Origin of the sequence: Sphingomonas cynarae (genome assembly GCF_039537815.1) — a bacterium.
GTDB lineage: Bacteria > Pseudomonadota > Alphaproteobacteria > Sphingomonadales > Sphingomonadaceae > Sphingomonas > Sphingomonas cynarae.
Map to the genome: position 1 here is coordinate 41,897 of NZ_BAABBF010000013.1, position 15,069 is coordinate 56,965.

Genomic DNA, 15,069 nt, shown 5'->3' on the forward strand with positions numbered 1-15,069 from the left:
TCCGGTCGCCCCGCCGCCACCGCTGCCGCCACTACCGCCCGGACGGCAGGGTGATTGACCTGGATCGGTGGACACTGCCCGTGCCCGCGTTATGATGGAACGAAGGGGGAAAACATTGCAGACGGAAATCCTCTGGACGGCACCCGCACTGGCCCTGTTGATCGGCTATCTGCTCGGATCGATCCCGTTCGGCATCATCCTGACCCGGTTGGGCGGGGCGGGTGACCTGCGGTCGATCGGATCGGGCAATATTGGTGCGACCAACGTGTTGCGCACCGGCCGCAAGGGGCTGGCGGCGGCGACGCTGCTGCTCGACCTGCTGAAGGGCGCGGGCGCGGTGCTGCTCGTCGCGCATTTGTGGCCGGGTGAGGGGCCCTTGGCCGGGGTCGGCGCGTTCGTGGGCCATTGCTATCCGGTGTGGCTGCGCTTCCGCGGCGGCAAGGGGGTGGCGACGCTGATGGGTATCGTCGTCGCGCTGCACTGGCCGGTCGGGCTGGTCTATGCCGTCGTCTGGCTGGGGCTGCTGGCGACGATCCGCATCTCCGCGGTGGCGGGCATGGCGGCGGCGATCAGCGCGCCGCTGGCCGCGGCGCTGTTCGGACGCTTCGATCTGGTGCTGATGCTGCTGGCGCTGGCGCTGCTGGTGATCTGGAAGCATGGCGAGAATATCGAGCGGCTGCTGGACGGGACCGAACCGCGGATCGGGCGTGGACGCGGGCGGGATGTCGCCGATACCGATGCCGATACTGCCACCGGCGCCGAAATCCGGCAACATGACTGACGCCGCGACGGCGCGGTTGCGCCTGTTGCGGACGAACGGGATCGGCCCGGTCGCCTATCGGCATCTGCTGGCGCGGTTCGGCGATGCGGAGCGGGCATTGGCCGCGTTGCCGACGCTGGCGCGGCGGGGTGGCGGCACCGCACCGGTGCCGGCGGACGAGGGCGCGGTACGGCGCGAACAGGCGCGGGTCGCGGCGCTGGGCGCGACCTATCTGTTCATCGGCGATCCTGATTATCCGCCCCTGCTGGCCGAGCTGAACGACGCGCCGCCGGTGCTGATCCGGCGCGGCGACACGGGCCTGATGCGGCGGCCGTGCGTCGCGATCGTCGGCGCGCGCAACGCTTCCGCCGCCGCCTGCCGCTTCGCCCGCGCGCTGGCGCACGATCTGGCGGCGGCGGGGGTGACGGTCGTCTCCGGCCTGGCGCGCGGGATCGACACCGCCGCGCATGTCGGGTCGATCGACGGCGCTACCATCGGCGTGATCGCCAGCGGCATTGATGTGGTGTTCCCGCCCGAGAATGCCGCCTTGCAGGAGGAGGTGGCGACGCGCGGACTGCTGCTCGCCGAACAGCCGCCGGGGACGGAGCCGCGCGCCCGGCACTTCCCCTATCGCAACCGCATCATCGCCGGCCTCGCGCAGGGGACGGTGGTGGTGGAGGCGGCGCCGCGTTCCGGCTCGCTCATCACCGCGCGGCTGGCGGTGGAGATGGGGCGTGAGGTGATGGCGGTGCCCGGCAGTCCGCTCGACCCCCGCGCGCAAGGCTGCAACGGCCTGATCCGCGAGGGGGCGATCCTGATCCAGTCCGCCGCCGACGTGCTGGAACAGATCCGCCCGATCGATGCCCGTGCGGTGCGGGCCCCTGCCGATGCCTATGCCGGGCCGCCACCGGAGGATGCCGACGATGCCGCCCGCGTCGTCGTGACCGGACTGATCGGCCATGCCGCGGTGCCGGTCGACGAACTGGTCCGCCAGTCAGGCCACGAATCTTCGGCGGTGCAGATGGTGCTGCTGGAACTGGAACTGGCGGGCCGGATCGATCGCCATGCCGGCGGACGGGTGAGCTGGCGGTGAAGAATTTCCTGTTCGTGTGCAGCCAAAACCGGCTGCGCAGTCCGACCGCTGAACAGATATTCGCGGACGACGACCGGATCGAGGTATCGTCGGCGGGCACGAATCACGATGCGGACAGCCCATTGACTGATGAACTCATCGAATGGGCCGACGTGGTGGTGGTGATGGAAAAGGCGCATCGCAGCAAAGTTCGGCAACGTCACCGTCGCACGCTGGCCGGCAAGCGGATCATCTGCCTCGACATTCCCGACGACTATTCATTCATGGACCCGGCGCTGATCCGGCTGTTGCGGACCCGCATGGCTCGCCATTTGCCGAAGGGTGGGATTGCCCGCGCACCAAAACGGTAATCGGACGTTGATAGCCGCCGCTTGACGCGGGCAGGTGGTCGTCGCCACCCTCGCGCGTACACGTAAGGACATCATCGACCGCTTATGCAGCTCGTCATCGTCGAATCGCCCGCCAAGGCGAAGACCATCGAAAAATATCTCGGCAGCGACTACCGGGTTCTCGCCTCGTACGGCCATGTCCGCGACCTGCCGCCCAAGGACGGATCGGTGAACCCCGACGAGGGATTCGCGATGGAGTGGGAGAATTACGCGGACAAGGCCAAGCAGCTGAAGGCGATCGCCGACCTGTCGAAGACCGCCGACCGCCTGATCCTGGCGACCGACCCCGATCGTGAGGGCGAGGCGATCTCGTGGCACGTGCAGGAGGTGCTGCGCGGGCGCAAGGCGTTGCCCAAGGACGTCCAGCGCGTGACGTTCAACGCCATCACCAAGCCGGCGATCCTGGCGGCGATGAAGGCGCCGCGCGAACTGGATACCGATCTGATCGACGCGTACCGGGCGCGCCGTGCGCTTGACTACCTCGTCGGGTTCACGCTCTCGCCGGTGCTGTGGCGCAAGCTGCCCGGTGCCAAGTCGGCTGGCCGCGTCCAGTCGGTGGCGCTGCGCCTGATCGTGCAGCGCGAGCGCGAGATCGAGGCGTTCCGCGCGCAGGAATACTGGTCCGTCACCGCGCAAATGGAGCAGGACGGCACGCCGTTCACCGCGCGCCTCGTCCAGTGGGAGGGCACTAAGCTCGACCGGCTGTCGATCGGTAACGAGGGCGATGCGCTGCGCGCGAAGGCCGCGGTCGAGGAGGGGCGCTTCTCGGTCCAGTCGGTCGAGACGAAGCCCGGCACGCGCAACCCGCCGCCTCCCTTCACCACCTCCACCCTGCAACAGGAAGCGGCGCGCAAGCTGGGCTTCTCCGCCGATCACACGATGCGGATCGCGCAGGGGCTCTACGAGGACGGCGCGATCACCTATATGCGGACGGACGGCGTGCAGATGGACGGCAGCGCCATCTCCGCCGCGCGCCTTGCCATCGCGAACCGCTATGACGCGGGCTATGTACCGGATAAGCCCCGGCAATATCAGACCAAGGCCAAGAACGCGCAGGAAGCGCACGAGGCGATCCGCCCGACCGATTTCGGCAAGGACAAGGCCGGCGGCGGCGATCACGCCCGCCTGTACGACCTGATCTTCAAGCGCGCGCTCGCCAGTCAGATGGCGTCGGCGCGCTTCGAGCGGAAGACGGTGGAACTCGCTGAAGGCACCGGCCGCCACGTGCTGCGCGCGACGGGGCAGGTGGTGCTGTTCCCCGGCTATCTTGCGCTCTACGAGGAAGGGACCGACGATTCGGCGGATGAGGAATCGCGCCGCCTGCCCCGGATGCGCGAGGGCGATGCCCCCGCGAAGAAGGGCGTCGACGCCGAACAGCATTTCACCCAGCCGCCGCCGCGCTTCTCCGAGGCGTCGCTGGTCAAGCGGATGGAAGAGCTGGGGATCGGTCGCCCTTCCACCTATGCCTCGATCATCAAGACGCTGAAGGACCGCGCCTATGTGCGGATCGAGAAGAACCGCTTCTTCGCGGAGGAGAGCGGGCGGCTGGTGACGGCGTTCCTGGAGCGCTTCTTCCCGAAATATGTCGGGTTCGACTATACCGCCGATCTGGAAGAGGAACTGGACGACGTGTCCGGCGGCCGCGCGCAGTGGCAGGCGGTGCTGGAGGCGTTCTGGCGCGATTTCAAGCCGCTGACCGTCGATGTGATGGAGCAGCAGCCGAGCGCGATCACCGCGGAACTCGACATCTTCCTCGCGCCCTATCTGTTCCCCGACAAGGCGGACGGCAGCGACCCGCGGCTCTGCCCCAATTGCGGCGAGGGCAAGCTGGCGCTACGCGGCGGCCGGTTCGGTGCGTTCGTGGCGTGTTCGAACTATCCCGAGTGCAAATTTACCCGCCGCTTCGGACAGGGCGGCAGCGCCGACGAGGATACGGGACCGGAGACATTGGGCAAGGACCCGGCGACCGACCTGCCGGTCGAGCGCAAGTCGGGGCGGTTCGGGCCGTATATCCAGCTGGGGGATGGCAAGGACGCGAAGCGCGCGTCGATTCCCAAGGATATCGAACTCGATCTGGAATGGGCGCTGAAGCTGCTCAGCCTGCCGCGCACGATCGGCAAGCACCCGGAGACGGGCGAGGACATCACCGCCTCGATCGGCCGCTATGGCCCCTATCTGGCTCATGCCGGTAAATATGCCCGGTTGCAGACCACGGCGGACGTGTTCGAGACGGGGATGAACGCGGCGGTGGTCAAGTTGGCCGAGGCGGCGGCGGGCGGCGGCCGCCCGGCGCGCGGCGCGGCCAAGCCGCCGCTGAAGGAACTGGGCAAGCATCCGCGCACGGAACTGGAGCTGAAGGTGATGGAGGGCCGCTACGGCGCCTATGTCACCGACGGCGAGACGAACGCGACCCTGCCCAAGTCGGTGACGCCCGACCAGTTGACGCTGGAGGAAGCCGCCAGCCTGATCGACGCGCGCGCGGTAGCGGCACCCAAACCGAAGAAGAAGGCGCCGGTAAAGAAGGCCCCCGCCAAGAAGGCGGCGGCCAAGAAGGAGCCCGAAGCAGACACGTCGGTCGCCAAGAAGTCGGTAGCCAGGAAGCCCGCCGTCAAGAAAGCGCCGGCCAAGAAGAAGCCGGCGGCATAGCGGCGGTATCGATCGTCGACGCCATGCGATCCTCATCCTTCCAGTGTGAAGGATGAGGAAGGTGTCTTACGCCGTGCCCTGCTGCATCGAGCCGAGCCAGGCGCGGGCGGCGGCCTGGGCGCGGGAGATTTCGCGGGCGGTCATGTCGCCGGCGACCGCGCTGCGCGCGTCCTGCGCTTCCTCAAGGCCCGCGACGGCGGCGAGGTTGAACCATTTGTGTGCCTCGATCAGGTCGATCGCGACGCCGGCGGTGCCGGTCTGGTAGCTGATACCCAGATCGTAGAGTGCGTTGCCATCGCCCTGTGCCGCATCCGCCAGACGGGATTCGGCCAGAAAGAGCGCGGACTTGATGCTGTTGCCCATGTGGAAACTCCGGTTTTCCTATGGGCGCATCCTGCATCGATTCGTTTAACCAAATGGTTAACGCGGGCGCGGACTCAGGCGGATTCGACCGGTACGTTGTCGATCAGCCGGGTCGCTCCCATCCGCGCCGCCGCCAGCAGGCGCAGCGGCCGTCCCGGCGCCGTGGCGGGGGCGAGCGTCTCGGCATCGACCAGCTCGACATAATCGACGACGAATCCCGCGGCATGCAGCGCGGCATAGGCATCCGCGAGGACGGCATCGGGTGATTCGCCCCGCCCGATCGCACGCGCCGCGATGCCGAGCGCGCGGGGCAACGCGACCGCGCGGGCACGTTCGCCCTCGTCGAGATAGATGTTGCGCGAGGACAGGGCGAGGCCGTCGTCGTCCCGCTGGGTCGGCACGCCCATGATCGCTACATCGATGTCGAGATCGGCGACGAGCCGCCGGATCACCGCCAGTTGCTGGAAATCCTTCTCGCCGAACCAGGCGCTGTCGGGACGGACCTGCCCCAGCAGCTTGGCGACGACGGTGGCGACCCCGTCGAAATGGCCGGGGCGGGCGGCACCGTCCAGCCCCTCGCTCACCCCCGCCACGGAAATCGTGGTGGCGAAGCCGGCGGGGTACATCGTCTCGACCGTGGGGGCCCAGAGCAGGTCGCAGCCATGCTCCGCCAGCAGCCGGGCATCCGCCATCTCGCGGCGGGGATAACGGGCCAGGTCCTCGTTCGGGCCGAACTGGCGCGGGTTGACGAAGATCGAGGCCACCACCCGCGTCCCGCCGCGTCGCGCCGCCTCCACCAGCGCCATGTGGCCGGCGTGGAGCGCACCCATCGTCGGCACCAGCGCGACCCGGTCGCCCGCCGCGCGCCAGCCCGCGACGCGGGCGCGCAGCTCTTCCAGATCACGGACGGTCAGCACGGGCAACTTCCCCCTCGAACAATGCGGGCAGGGCTTCTATGAAGCCAAACAGTCAGGATCAACAGGGGAATGGGCGTTGTCGAGCGGCCCGCATATCATCGTCTTCGCCAATGAGAAGGGCGGGACGGGCAAGTCGACCACCGCGGTCCACGTCGCCATCGCCCTGGCGGCCCGGGGCGCGCGCGTGTCGTGCATGGATCTGGACCATCGCCAGCGTACCGTCGGCCGGTATCTGGACAACCGCGCCGCCACGATCCGCAGCCGCGGCATCGACCTGCCGATGCCGCGCCACGCGACGCATGACGGGGCGAGCGAGGATTTCTTTGCGGAAACATGGCATTCGCTGATCACCGACTGCGATTTCCTGATTGTCGATACGCCGGGGCGCGACGATCCCTTCGCCCGCACCGCCGCGACGCTGTCGAACACGCTGGTCACGCCGATGAACGACAGCTTCGTCGATTTCGACCTGATCGGCCAGGTCGATCCCGACACGTTCCAGGTGACGCGCCCGTCCTTCTATTCCGAGCTGATCTGGGATGCGCGTAAGCAGCGCGCCCGGGCGGACGGGACGACGATCGACTGGGTCGTGCTGCGCAACCGGTTGCAGCATATCGAGGCGCGCAACATGCGCCGCGTGTCGGATGCGCTGGCGCAACTGTCGAAGCGGGTCGGGTTCCGGATCATTCCCGGTCTGGGCGAACGCGTGATCTATCGCGAGATGTTCCCGCAGGGGCTGACGATGATCGACGCGCGCGAGTTCGGATCGATGGGGATCGGCCATGTCGCCGCGCGGCAGGAACTGCGCGAGATGATGGCGGCGCTGCAACTGCCCGAGGTGACGGCCGGCGAGGCGGACGTGCCGCCCGGTCCCGCCGTGCCCGGTGCTGCCGTGCCGGACGTCGCGGCGTGAAGAGGCGGGCAGTATGAAGTGGCTGATCGCCGCCCTGCTGATCTGGGCGGCGTGGAAATATCTGAAACCGTCGGGCAAGCGCCGCATGGCCGCCGAGGAGGTGGAGGCGCGCGCGGTGCTGGGCGTCGGCCCGCGCGCGGATGCGGCGGCGATCCGGGCGGCGCACCGCCGGCTGCTGGCGGGCGTACATCCCGATCGCGGCGGATCGACCGAACTGGCGCGGCGCATCAATGCCGCCCGCGATGTGCTGGTCGGGCGACCGACGGGTAGCGGGATCGCGCCGGAGCGGTGAGTCACCGGTTCGATCCCACCGTCCTGCGCGAATACGACATTCGCGGCGTCGTCGGCGACATGCTGGGCGCGGCGGATGCCCATGCGGTCGGGCGCAGCTTCGCGACCTGCATCCGCCATGCCGGTGGCCACCGCGTGGTGGTGGGGCGAGATGGCCGGTTGTCGTCGCCGATGCTGGAGGCGGCGCTGGTCGAGGGGCTGGCGGCAGGAGGTGTCGACGTGGTGCGGATCGGCCTGTGCCCGTCGCCGATGCTATATTATGCCGAGGCGATGCTGGGGGTGGATGGCGGCATCGTGGTGACTGGCAGCCACAATCCAGTCGACCATAACGGGTTCAAGCTGGTGATGGGCCATCGCCCGTTCTGGGGCGACGATATCACGGACCTTGCCGGCATCGCGGCGGCGGGCGACTGGGCCGACGGGGCAGGCACCGTCACCGACATCGATGTGCTGGGCGATTACGTCGCGCGACTGATGGCGGGATGGGACATCGCCGGCGGCGGCGGCCTGCGGATCGGCTGGGACTGCGGCAACGGCGCGGCGGGGCCGGCGGTCGAACGGCTGACGGCGCTGCTGCCGGGCGAGCATCATTTGCTGCACGTCGAACCCGATGGCCGCTTCCCCCATCATCACCCCGATCCGGGTGACGAGGCCAATCTGGCCGACCTGCGCGCATTGGTCGCCGCGAAGCGCCTCGACCTCGGGCTGGCATTCGATGGCGACGGCGACCGGATCGGTGCGATCGACGGGCAGGGCCGGATATTGTGGGGCGACCGCATCCTCGCGATCCTGGCGGAACCGCTGCTACGCGAACTGCCCGGCGCGACGATCATCGCCGACGTGAAGGCGAGCCAGACGGTGTTCGACCGGATCGCGGCGCTGGGCGGCGAGCCCTGCATCGCACGGACCGGCCACAGCCCGATCAAGGCGAAGATGGTCGAGACGGGCGCACCGCTGGCGGGCGAACTGTCCGGCCATATCTTCTTCGCGCAGGACTGGTACGGGTTCGACGACGCGCTCTATGCGGCGGTACGGCTGATCCGGGCGGTGTGCCTGTCCGGACGCTCGCTGGCCGAGCTGCGCGATGCGATGCCGGCCTGCGTGTCGACCCCCGACCTGCGTATCCCCGTGCCGGAGGATCGCAAGCTGGCGGTGGTGGCCGAGGTGGCGGCGCGACTCGATGCGGCGGGGGTGACCGCCGACACGACCGATGGCGTGCGGGTGACGGCGGCGGACGGCTGGTGGCTGGTGCGTTCGTCCAACACCGAAGCGGCGGTGACGATCCGCGCCGAGGCGACGGATGCCGAGGGCCTTGCCCGTATCCTGGCGACGATCGACACGCATCTGGCGGCGTGCGGCGTCGTGCGCGCACCCGGCATCTCGATTTTTTAGCGTTCATCACCCACATGGGGCCCATGCCTCCGCCCCAACCACAGATCATCCGTGTCATCGACCTCGAAACCACCGGCAATGCACCGCCTGCCCATGCGGTGCTGGAGATCGGCTGGCAGGACGTGGCGCTGGGCAAGGACGGCCGGTGGGAACTGTATGGCGAGGGCGGCAGCATCCTCGTCAATCCCGGTCGGCCGATTCCACCGATCACGATGGCGATCCACCATATCCGCGACGAGGACGTGGCCGACGCGCGCTGGTGGCACGATGTCGCGCGGCCGGTGCTCGATCCATGGCCGCGCCGCATCGCGCTGGCGGCGCACCGCGCGAGTTTCGAGGAACAGTTCTGCACCCCGTCGCTGACGCATGGTGCGGACTGGATCTGCACATGGAAATGCGCGCTGCGGCTTTGGCCGGACAGCCCCAGCTTCTCCAACCAGGTGCTGCGCTACTGGCGCAAGCCGGAGGGGATGATCCACGAGCGCGGCCTGCCGATCCACCGTGCCTTTCCCGACAGCTACGTCACCGCGCACCATCTGCGCGACCAGCTGAACGAGGCGTCGGTGGCGCAGTTGATCGAATGGTCGAAGGCGCCCGGCCTGCTGCCGCGCGTGCGCTACGGCCCCGATCGCGGCAAGGAATGGCGCGAGATCGAGGAGGAAAGCCTGATCGGTTTCCTAGGCGATCGCGATCCCGATATCCGCTTCACCGCGGAGACGGAGATGGCGCGGCGGCGCGGCGGTGGCCATGTCGGCCGGATGACGCCGCAGGAACTGCTGCTGTAACGGGTGATGACCGCGGCGGCCTGACCCATCCCGTCATTGCGAGCGTAGCGAAGCAATCGAGCGCCAAGCACGTGGGGCCCTGGATTGCTTCGCTACGGCCGCAATGACGGACAGGTTTGCTCAAACGGCGGTTTTACCGTGGCCGCGTCCATAGCCCCGGATCGCGGACGACAGGTGGATAGAGGCGAACGCGACCCCGTGCCTCGTACGCCGCGCGCAGGATGAAGCCGATCTTCGCCGCCTTCGATGTGGTCACGCGGGCATCCCATGCGCGTTCACCGCGCGCGGCGACGGTGCGACCGATCGCGCCGTAGATATTGGCGGCGGCCAGCACCGCCCAGGCCGCGCGCGGGGGCAGGGCGGGGGTGCCGGCCCTAGCGCTTTCCTCGAACGCAGCGGCACGGGTCGCGAGACGGCGGGCAAGGATCGCGAGATGCGGCTTGTGATCCGGGAACAGCGGTTCGTCCGCCGCGATGCCGGCTTCCTCCAGCCACTCGGCGGGCAGGTAGCGGCGGCCGGCGCGGTCGTCCTCCTCGATATCGCGGGCGATGTTGGCGAGCTGGAACGCCATGCCGAGATCGCAGGCGCGGTCGAGCGTCGCATCGTCGTCCGCCGGAACCCCCATCACCACCGCCATCATGCAGCCGACGACCCCGGCGACATGGTAGCAATAACGGTACAGGTCATCCTCGGTCCGCGGGCGCCATTCCTCGGCATCCAGTGCGAAGCCGGCGATCAGCGCGCGCGGCCATGCCGGCGGCATCCGCGTTTCGGCCGCGACCACCCGCAACGCATCGAACGCCACGTCGCCGACGACCTCGCCCGCCAGCGCCGCCTCGGTCCGCGCGGTCAGATCGACGAGGCGGGCGGGTGCGTCGTCGACGCGGGTCATGCCGTGGCCGTGATCCTGCCCGTCGGTGATATCGTCGCACGCGCGGCACCAGGCGTAGAGCAGCCAGGCCCGTTCCCGCGTCGGACGATCGAACAGCGTGCTGGCGGCGGCGAAGCTTTTCGACCCGCGCGCGATCGAGGCGTGCGCGGCGACGACGATCGCGGCGCGATCGGTCGGCCCGGGGGCAGGCCCGGTAACATGTCCGGTAACAGGGGGCGTCGGGGTCAAAGGTCGGCGGCGCTCATCCGCACGATCGGCTGGGTCGGAACATGCGCCGCCATCCGGTCGAGCAGCGCGGGCAGCGTATCCGCGACGATCAGCAGGTCGCGGTGCTGCGGGCGCAGGAAGCCGACCGTCGCCATCTTTGCCCAGAATGCGATCAGTTCGTCATAATAGCCGGCGGTGTTGAGCAGCCCGACGGGATCGGCATGATAGCCGAGCTGCGCCCAGCTCAGCGCTTCCCACAGTTCGTCCATCGTGCCGGTGCCGCCGGGGATGGTGACGAAACCGTCCGCCAGATCGGTGAAGCGGCTCTTGCGTTCGTGCATCCCGCCGACGACGTGGAGTTCGGTCAGGCCGCGATGTGCGACCTCCGCATCGACCAGCGCCTGCGGGATCACGCCGATCACCTCGCCACCCGCCGCCAGGGCGCCGTCCGCCACCGCACCCATCAGGCCAAGGCGGCCGCCGCCATAGACGACGCCGATGCCGCGTTCCGCGAGCGTGCGGCCCACGTCACGGGCGGCGTGGAGGTAGAGCGGGTCGGCGGGGGTGGCCGACCCGCAATAGATGGCAAGGCGTTTCATGCCCCGTCCGCTAGGGGATCGATCCCGACCGGACAAGGGGGCCGGACGGGGGGGGCAGGAAGGCGCCCGTCAGCCCGGAAAGCTCTGCAGTCCTTCCAGTACCTGCCGGTTGACGTCGATCAGCGGTTCGATCACGTCGCGGCCGGCGATCACGTCGCTGGTATAGCGGTCGACCCACAGGCTGAGCGACACGATCGATGCGCGCAGGCCATCGGGCAGCATGTTGCCGCGTGCGCCGCAGGCGGTGCCGAATGCACCCCACATCTCGCGGTTGCGGAACAGCACGGGGGCCAGCGAGATACCGGTGGCGCCGGCGTCGCGCGCGCCGATCAGGTCGCCGGTGATCTCGCGGATCAGCCGGCACTCCATGGCACGCGGGGTTTCCGTAAGCGTACGGACACGTTGATACGCGGACAGGGACATGGTCTCTCCAGTCAGGGGGTGACGCTATTCTAGGACGCGCAAGCGCCGCCGGGGCTCGATGCGTCCTATAAAGCATGCAAACGTCCCGATGAGGGACCGATCCAGCACGGAGCCGCCGGTCATGTCCTCCCCCGAAACCATCCTGCCGCACCAGCTGGCGGCAGCGCTCGACGGGGTCGGCGGCATCCGGATGCTGTCGCTCGACTGTTTCGACACGCTGTTGTGGCGCGACGTCCATGCCCCGTCCGATCTGTTCGCGCTGCTGGACGGGATCACCCCCGACCAGCGCATCCGGGGCGAGGCGGCGGCGCGTAAGCGGCAGTTGCTGGCTCATCAGCGGTCGGGCGAGGTGACGCTGCGCGAAATCTATGCCGCGCTGCTGCCCGAAGCCGACGCCGCCGAGCGCGAGGCGCGGGTCGCGCACGAGATCGCAGTGGAGGCGCGCCACTGTCACGCCTTCGCCCCGACCGTCGAACTGATGCGTGCCGCCAAACGGCGCCGGATGCCCATCGTGGTGGTCAGCGACACCTATCTGGAGCGCGACCAGCTCGCTGGGCTGATCCGCGCGGCGGCGGGCGATGCGGTCGCCGACATGATCGACCACATCTTCTGTTCGTGCGACCACCGCGCGGCCAAGGGCGAGGGGCTGTTCGACGTGATGCTGCGTCGGACGAAGGTGCGGCCCGACCGTATCCTCCACGTCGGCGACAATCCCCGTGCCGATGCGGAGGCGGGTGCGCGCCATGGCCTGCGCACGCGGCACCTGATCCAGTTCGGCGCCCATGCGGTGCAGCGGCTGCGCCAGGAGAAGGCGGCGGGTGCGCTGGTATCCGCCAACGCCCCCGGTTTCCAGCCGCACCGCGCGGCGATCGCGATCGGCGAGCCGCAACAGCCGGATGCTGCATCGGCGCTGGGGTACGGCGTGCTGGGGCCGATGCTCACGACCTTCGCCCGCTGGCTGGCGGACGAAGCTGACGCGCTGCAGGCCGCGCGCGGCGGCCGGGTCCACCTGCTGTTCCTGCTGCGCGACGGTCACCTGCCGCACGAGACGTTCGCGGCGATGATGCCGGACCGGCCCACGCATACCGTGGAGATCAGCCGCTTCACCGCGGCGGCGGCGAGACTGGGCGAACCCGGCGCGATCGCCGATTTCGTCCATGCCGAAATCGGCGACGATTCGGGGCGTCATTTCCTGCGCCAGTTGCTGCTGGCCGACGACGAGATCACGACGCTGATCGACAGTCTGCCCACCGAGCGTGGGGCCTATGCCATCGCCGAGGCGGTAGGGGCGGGACCGTTGACGCCGGTGATCGCGGCACGGGGGGCGGCGTTCGCGGACCGGCTGATCGATTATCTGCGGCACGTGGTCGACCCCGCGGCTGGCGATACGCTGATGCTGGTCGACCTAGGCTATAACGGCACCGTGCAGGACAATGTCGAGGTGGTGCTGTCGCGCCGGCTGGGCGTCCACGTCGCGGGGCGTTACCTGCTGCTGTCGGAAAACCTGCCGACCGGGCGCGACAAGCGCGGCATGATCGATCACCGCCATCACGACGCCGAGGCGCTGAGCGCGTTCATGGGAACGATCGCGGTGATCGAGCAGCTGTGCACCGTCGCGCAAGGGTCGGTGATCGATTATGCCGACGGCGCGCCGATCCGGGCCGAGGCCGGTATCAAGGGCCGCCAGAGCGAAGTGCGCAATGCGGTGCAGGCCGGCTGCCTGCGCTATGCACGCGATCACGGCGCGGCGGTGATCCGTGCCGCCGATCCGGCGGGCGCGGAATCGGCGCGGCAGGCGGCGGTCGCGATGCTCGCCCGGTTCCTCTATCTGCCGTTGCCGCAGGAGCTGGAGGTGCTGGCGCAGTTCGAGCACGACACCAATCTGGGTACCGATCACCGGGTCGCGCTGTTCGATCCGGGCCATGCCGCCACCGGCCTCCGCGAGCGCGGGCTGTTCTATCTCAAGCGGTCGCAGCGGATGTTCCTGCCGGCCGAATTGCGCGGGCAGGGACTGCCGACCAGTCTCGCCCTGTTGGCGCAGCGGCGCTTCGGGCTGGACCTTCGCTACGCCGATTTTTGCGACCGCACGATCGACGTGCCGTTGCTGCTCGTAGACGGGCAGGACGCCTTCACCGACAGTGTCGCGGCGACGCCGACGCACGATGGCTATCACGTCGCGGCGATCCCGGTCGGGCGGGGTCAGTACACGGTCGGCGTCCAGTTCGGCCGCCGTTACGAATGGCTGCAAATCCAGTCGGTGTCGTTCCTGCCCGTCGCCGCCTTTCTGGCCGGCGAGACGATCGGCGACCAGGTGACGATCCCCGCCATGCCGTCGTGCGAGGGCATGGAGCAGGTCGGCCCACACCTGTTCCGATGCGACGATGCCGAATCCTTCCTGATGGTGCCGCCCGTCGGCGGTACCCAGCCCATGATGCTGGCGGTCGTGTTCCGCCCGCTTGTCGACCGCGAGGCCGCCGTACCGGCCGCCACCGCCCCCACCGCCCTGACCGGAGCCGTTGCATGACCGACCTGTTGATTCATTCGATGAGCGAATTTTCCGCCATCATCCTCGGTTGCCTGGACAAGGCCGGCGCACGCGAGATCGTGGAGGTCGGCGCGGAGTTCGGCGGCATGTCGCAGCATCTGGCCGATCATGCGGTGGCGGCCGGTGGCCGGCTGACGAGCATCGATCCCAGCCCCAAGCCGCAGTTCCTCGACTGGGTGGCGGGCGCCCCCCATGTCCGCCATCTCGCCCAGGCCAGCCTGGAGGCGATGCCGACGCTGGACAACGTGGACGCCTGGGTGATCGACGGCGACCATAATTACTACACGGTGTCGAACGAACTCGCGATCGCCGACCGGCTATCGCAGCGCGACGGCAAGCCGCTGCTGGCGTTCATGCACGACGTGAACTGGCCGTGCGGGCGACGCGATTCCTATTACGCGCCGGCGCGTATCCCCGCCGATGCGCGGCATCCGCACAGCTTCGACGATGGCGTGGTGCCGGGCAATAAGGGCCTCGTCCCCGGTGGCGGGTTCCGTGGCGCGGGGCAGTTCGCCTTCGCCGCGCACGAAGGCGGACCGGCGAACGGCGTGCTGACCGCGGTGGAGGATTTCGTCGCCGGCGCGCGTGCCGATCGCCGCGAACTGGCGTTCGCGTTCCTGCCGGCGGTGTTCGGGCTGGGTGTCGTCTTCGCGGCGGATGCGCCGTGGAGCGGCGACGTGGCGGCGCAGCTTCTGCCGTTCCACGACAACCCGCTGCTCGCCCGGATGGAGGAAAATCGCCTGCGCAACTATTGCGCGGTGATCGACTGGCAGGATCGCGCCGCCCGCGTGCCGGCGTCGCCCCTGCGCATCGCGGCATAATCCGGCCGGGATCGACCGGCACCGTGGCCGTCG

At 69.0% G+C, this 15,069-nt stretch carries 15 protein-coding genes; 10 read left to right on the forward strand and 5 right to left on the reverse strand.

All coding sequences use genetic code 11. The features are described 5' to 3' along the window. The first annotated feature begins 94 nt into the window (after nucleotides 1-94). From plsY to topA, 4 genes are all read left to right on the forward strand, one after another. A complete protein-coding gene (gene plsY, locus ABD719_RS17930; RefSeq protein ID WP_425567210.1) occupies nucleotides 95-781 on the forward strand; it encodes a glycerol-3-phosphate 1-O-acyltransferase PlsY in 687 nt (228 codons plus the stop codon). Next, the gene (gene dprA / locus ABD719_RS17935) at nucleotides 774-1,853 is read left to right on the forward strand and encodes a DNA-processing protein DprA (protein WP_344694730.1); all 1,080 of its coding nucleotides are present in this window, start codon (nucleotides 774-776) and stop codon (nucleotides 1,851-1,853) included. Before plsY ends, dprA begins: the two co-directional genes overlap by 8 nt. After that, complete coding sequence (locus tag ABD719_RS17940) at nucleotides 1,850-2,203, forward strand: low molecular weight protein tyrosine phosphatase family protein (protein WP_344694731.1); 354 nt, start codon at nucleotides 1,850-1,852, stop codon at nucleotides 2,201-2,203. The genes dprA and ABD719_RS17940 overlap by 4 nt, the downstream gene beginning before the upstream one ends. Before the next feature lie 84 nt (nucleotides 2,204-2,287). After that, complete coding sequence (gene topA / locus ABD719_RS17945) at nucleotides 2,288-4,888, forward strand: type I DNA topoisomerase (protein WP_344694732.1); 2,601 nt, start codon at nucleotides 2,288-2,290, stop codon at nucleotides 4,886-4,888. Nucleotides 4,889-4,954: 66 nt separating this feature from the next. Here topA and ABD719_RS17950 read toward each other — a convergent pair whose 3' ends face one another. Next, complete coding sequence (locus ABD719_RS17950) at nucleotides 4,955-5,251, reverse strand: SEL1-like repeat protein (protein WP_344694733.1); 297 nt, start codon at nucleotides 5,249-5,251, stop codon at nucleotides 4,955-4,957. A 74-nt stretch (nucleotides 5,252-5,325) separates the two neighbouring features. Then, nucleotides 5,326-6,168: a pantoate--beta-alanine ligase gene (gene panC, locus ABD719_RS17955; RefSeq protein ID WP_344694734.1), complete on the reverse strand. Its 843-nt coding sequence runs from the start codon at nucleotides 6,166-6,168 to the stop codon at nucleotides 5,326-5,328. Between the two features lie 76 nt (nucleotides 6,169-6,244). On the opposite strand from panC, the gene ABD719_RS17960 reads away from it, so the two are divergent. Genes ABD719_RS17960 through ABD719_RS17975 form a run of 4 tightly spaced genes read left to right on the forward strand, consistent with a single transcriptional unit; the run spans nucleotide 6,245 to nucleotide 9,549 of the window. Further along, nucleotides 6,245-7,081, forward strand: coding sequence for a division plane positioning ATPase MipZ (locus tag ABD719_RS17960; protein WP_344694735.1), 837 nt, complete (start codon nucleotides 6,245-6,247; stop codon nucleotides 7,079-7,081). Nucleotides 7,082-7,094: 13 nt separating this feature from the next. Then, nucleotides 7,095-7,373, forward strand: a complete 279-nt coding sequence (locus ABD719_RS17965; RefSeq protein WP_344694736.1) for a J domain-containing protein — start codon at nucleotides 7,095-7,097, stop codon at nucleotides 7,371-7,373. Then, complete coding sequence (pgmG, locus tag ABD719_RS17970; RefSeq protein WP_344694737.1) at nucleotides 7,370-8,764, forward strand: phosphoglucomutase/phosphomannomutase PgmG; 1,395 nt, start codon at nucleotides 7,370-7,372, stop codon at nucleotides 8,762-8,764. Before ABD719_RS17965 ends, pgmG begins: the two co-directional genes overlap by 4 nt. A 23-nt stretch (nucleotides 8,765-8,787) precedes the next feature. Further along, nucleotides 8,788-9,549, forward strand: a complete 762-nt coding sequence (locus ABD719_RS17975) for an exonuclease domain-containing protein (protein WP_344694738.1) — start codon at nucleotides 8,788-8,790, stop codon at nucleotides 9,547-9,549. A 133-nt stretch (nucleotides 9,550-9,682) separates the two neighbouring features. Here the strand turns inward: ABD719_RS17975 and ABD719_RS17980 are convergent, their stop codons facing one another. The 3 genes from ABD719_RS17980 to ABD719_RS17990 form a co-directional block, all read right to left on the reverse strand. Further along, the gene (locus ABD719_RS17980) at nucleotides 9,683-10,669 is read right to left on the reverse strand and encodes a phytoene/squalene synthase family protein (RefSeq protein WP_425567211.1); all 987 of its coding nucleotides are present in this window, start codon (nucleotides 10,667-10,669) and stop codon (nucleotides 9,683-9,685) included. Next, nucleotides 10,666-11,247 carry an LOG family protein gene (locus tag ABD719_RS17985; RefSeq protein ID WP_344694739.1) on the reverse strand — a complete coding sequence of 194 codons (582 nt, stop codon included), beginning with the start codon at nucleotides 11,245-11,247 and terminating at the stop codon, nucleotides 10,666-10,668. Before ABD719_RS17985 ends, ABD719_RS17980 begins: the two co-directional genes overlap by 4 nt. 69 nt (nucleotides 11,248-11,316) lie before the next feature. Next, nucleotides 11,317-11,670, reverse strand: coding sequence for a flagellar biosynthesis regulator FlaF (locus tag ABD719_RS17990; protein ID WP_192127303.1), 354 nt, complete (start codon nucleotides 11,668-11,670; stop codon nucleotides 11,317-11,319). 121 nt (nucleotides 11,671-11,791) lie between these two features. On the opposite strand from ABD719_RS17990, the gene ABD719_RS17995 reads away from it, so the two are divergent. Continuing rightward, complete coding sequence (locus ABD719_RS17995; protein WP_344694740.1) at nucleotides 11,792-14,194, forward strand: HAD family hydrolase; 2,403 nt, start codon at nucleotides 11,792-11,794, stop codon at nucleotides 14,192-14,194. Next, a complete protein-coding gene (locus ABD719_RS18000) occupies nucleotides 14,191-15,036 on the forward strand; it encodes a class I SAM-dependent methyltransferase (RefSeq protein ID WP_344694741.1) in 846 nt (281 codons plus the stop codon). The genes ABD719_RS17995 and ABD719_RS18000 overlap by 4 nt, the downstream gene beginning before the upstream one ends. Nucleotides 15,037-15,069: the final 33 nt, after the last annotated feature.

What these genes read in the sequence shown, in the direction of transcription:
- ABD719_RS18000 (WP_344694741.1), top strand. Translation starts at nt 14,191, where the DNA reads ATGACCGACCTGTTGATTCATTCGATGAGCGAATTTTCCGCCATCATC.
- ABD719_RS17985 (WP_344694739.1), bottom strand. Translation starts at nt 11,247, where the DNA reads ATGAAACGCCTTGCCATCTATTGCGGGTCGGCCACCCCCGCCGACCCG.
- plsY (WP_425567210.1), top strand. Translation starts at nt 95, where the DNA reads ATGGAACGAAGGGGGAAAACATTGCAGACGGAAATCCTCTGGACGGCA.
- ABD719_RS17990 (WP_192127303.1), bottom strand. Translation starts at nt 11,670, where the DNA reads ATGTCCCTGTCCGCGTATCAACGTGTCCGTACGCTTACGGAAACCCCG.
- ABD719_RS17995 (WP_344694740.1), top strand. Translation starts at nt 11,792, where the DNA reads ATGTCCTCCCCCGAAACCATCCTGCCGCACCAGCTGGCGGCAGCGCTC.
- dprA (WP_344694730.1), top strand. Translation starts at nt 774, where the DNA reads ATGACTGACGCCGCGACGGCGCGGTTGCGCCTGTTGCGGACGAACGGG.
- ABD719_RS17975 (WP_344694738.1), top strand. Translation starts at nt 8,788, where the DNA reads ATGCCTCCGCCCCAACCACAGATCATCCGTGTCATCGACCTCGAAACC.
- ABD719_RS17950 (WP_344694733.1), bottom strand. Translation starts at nt 5,251, where the DNA reads ATGGGCAACAGCATCAAGTCCGCGCTCTTTCTGGCCGAATCCCGTCTG.
- ABD719_RS17965 (WP_344694736.1), top strand. Translation starts at nt 7,095, where the DNA reads ATGAAGTGGCTGATCGCCGCCCTGCTGATCTGGGCGGCGTGGAAATAT.
- topA (WP_344694732.1), top strand. Translation starts at nt 2,288, where the DNA reads ATGCAGCTCGTCATCGTCGAATCGCCCGCCAAGGCGAAGACCATCGAA.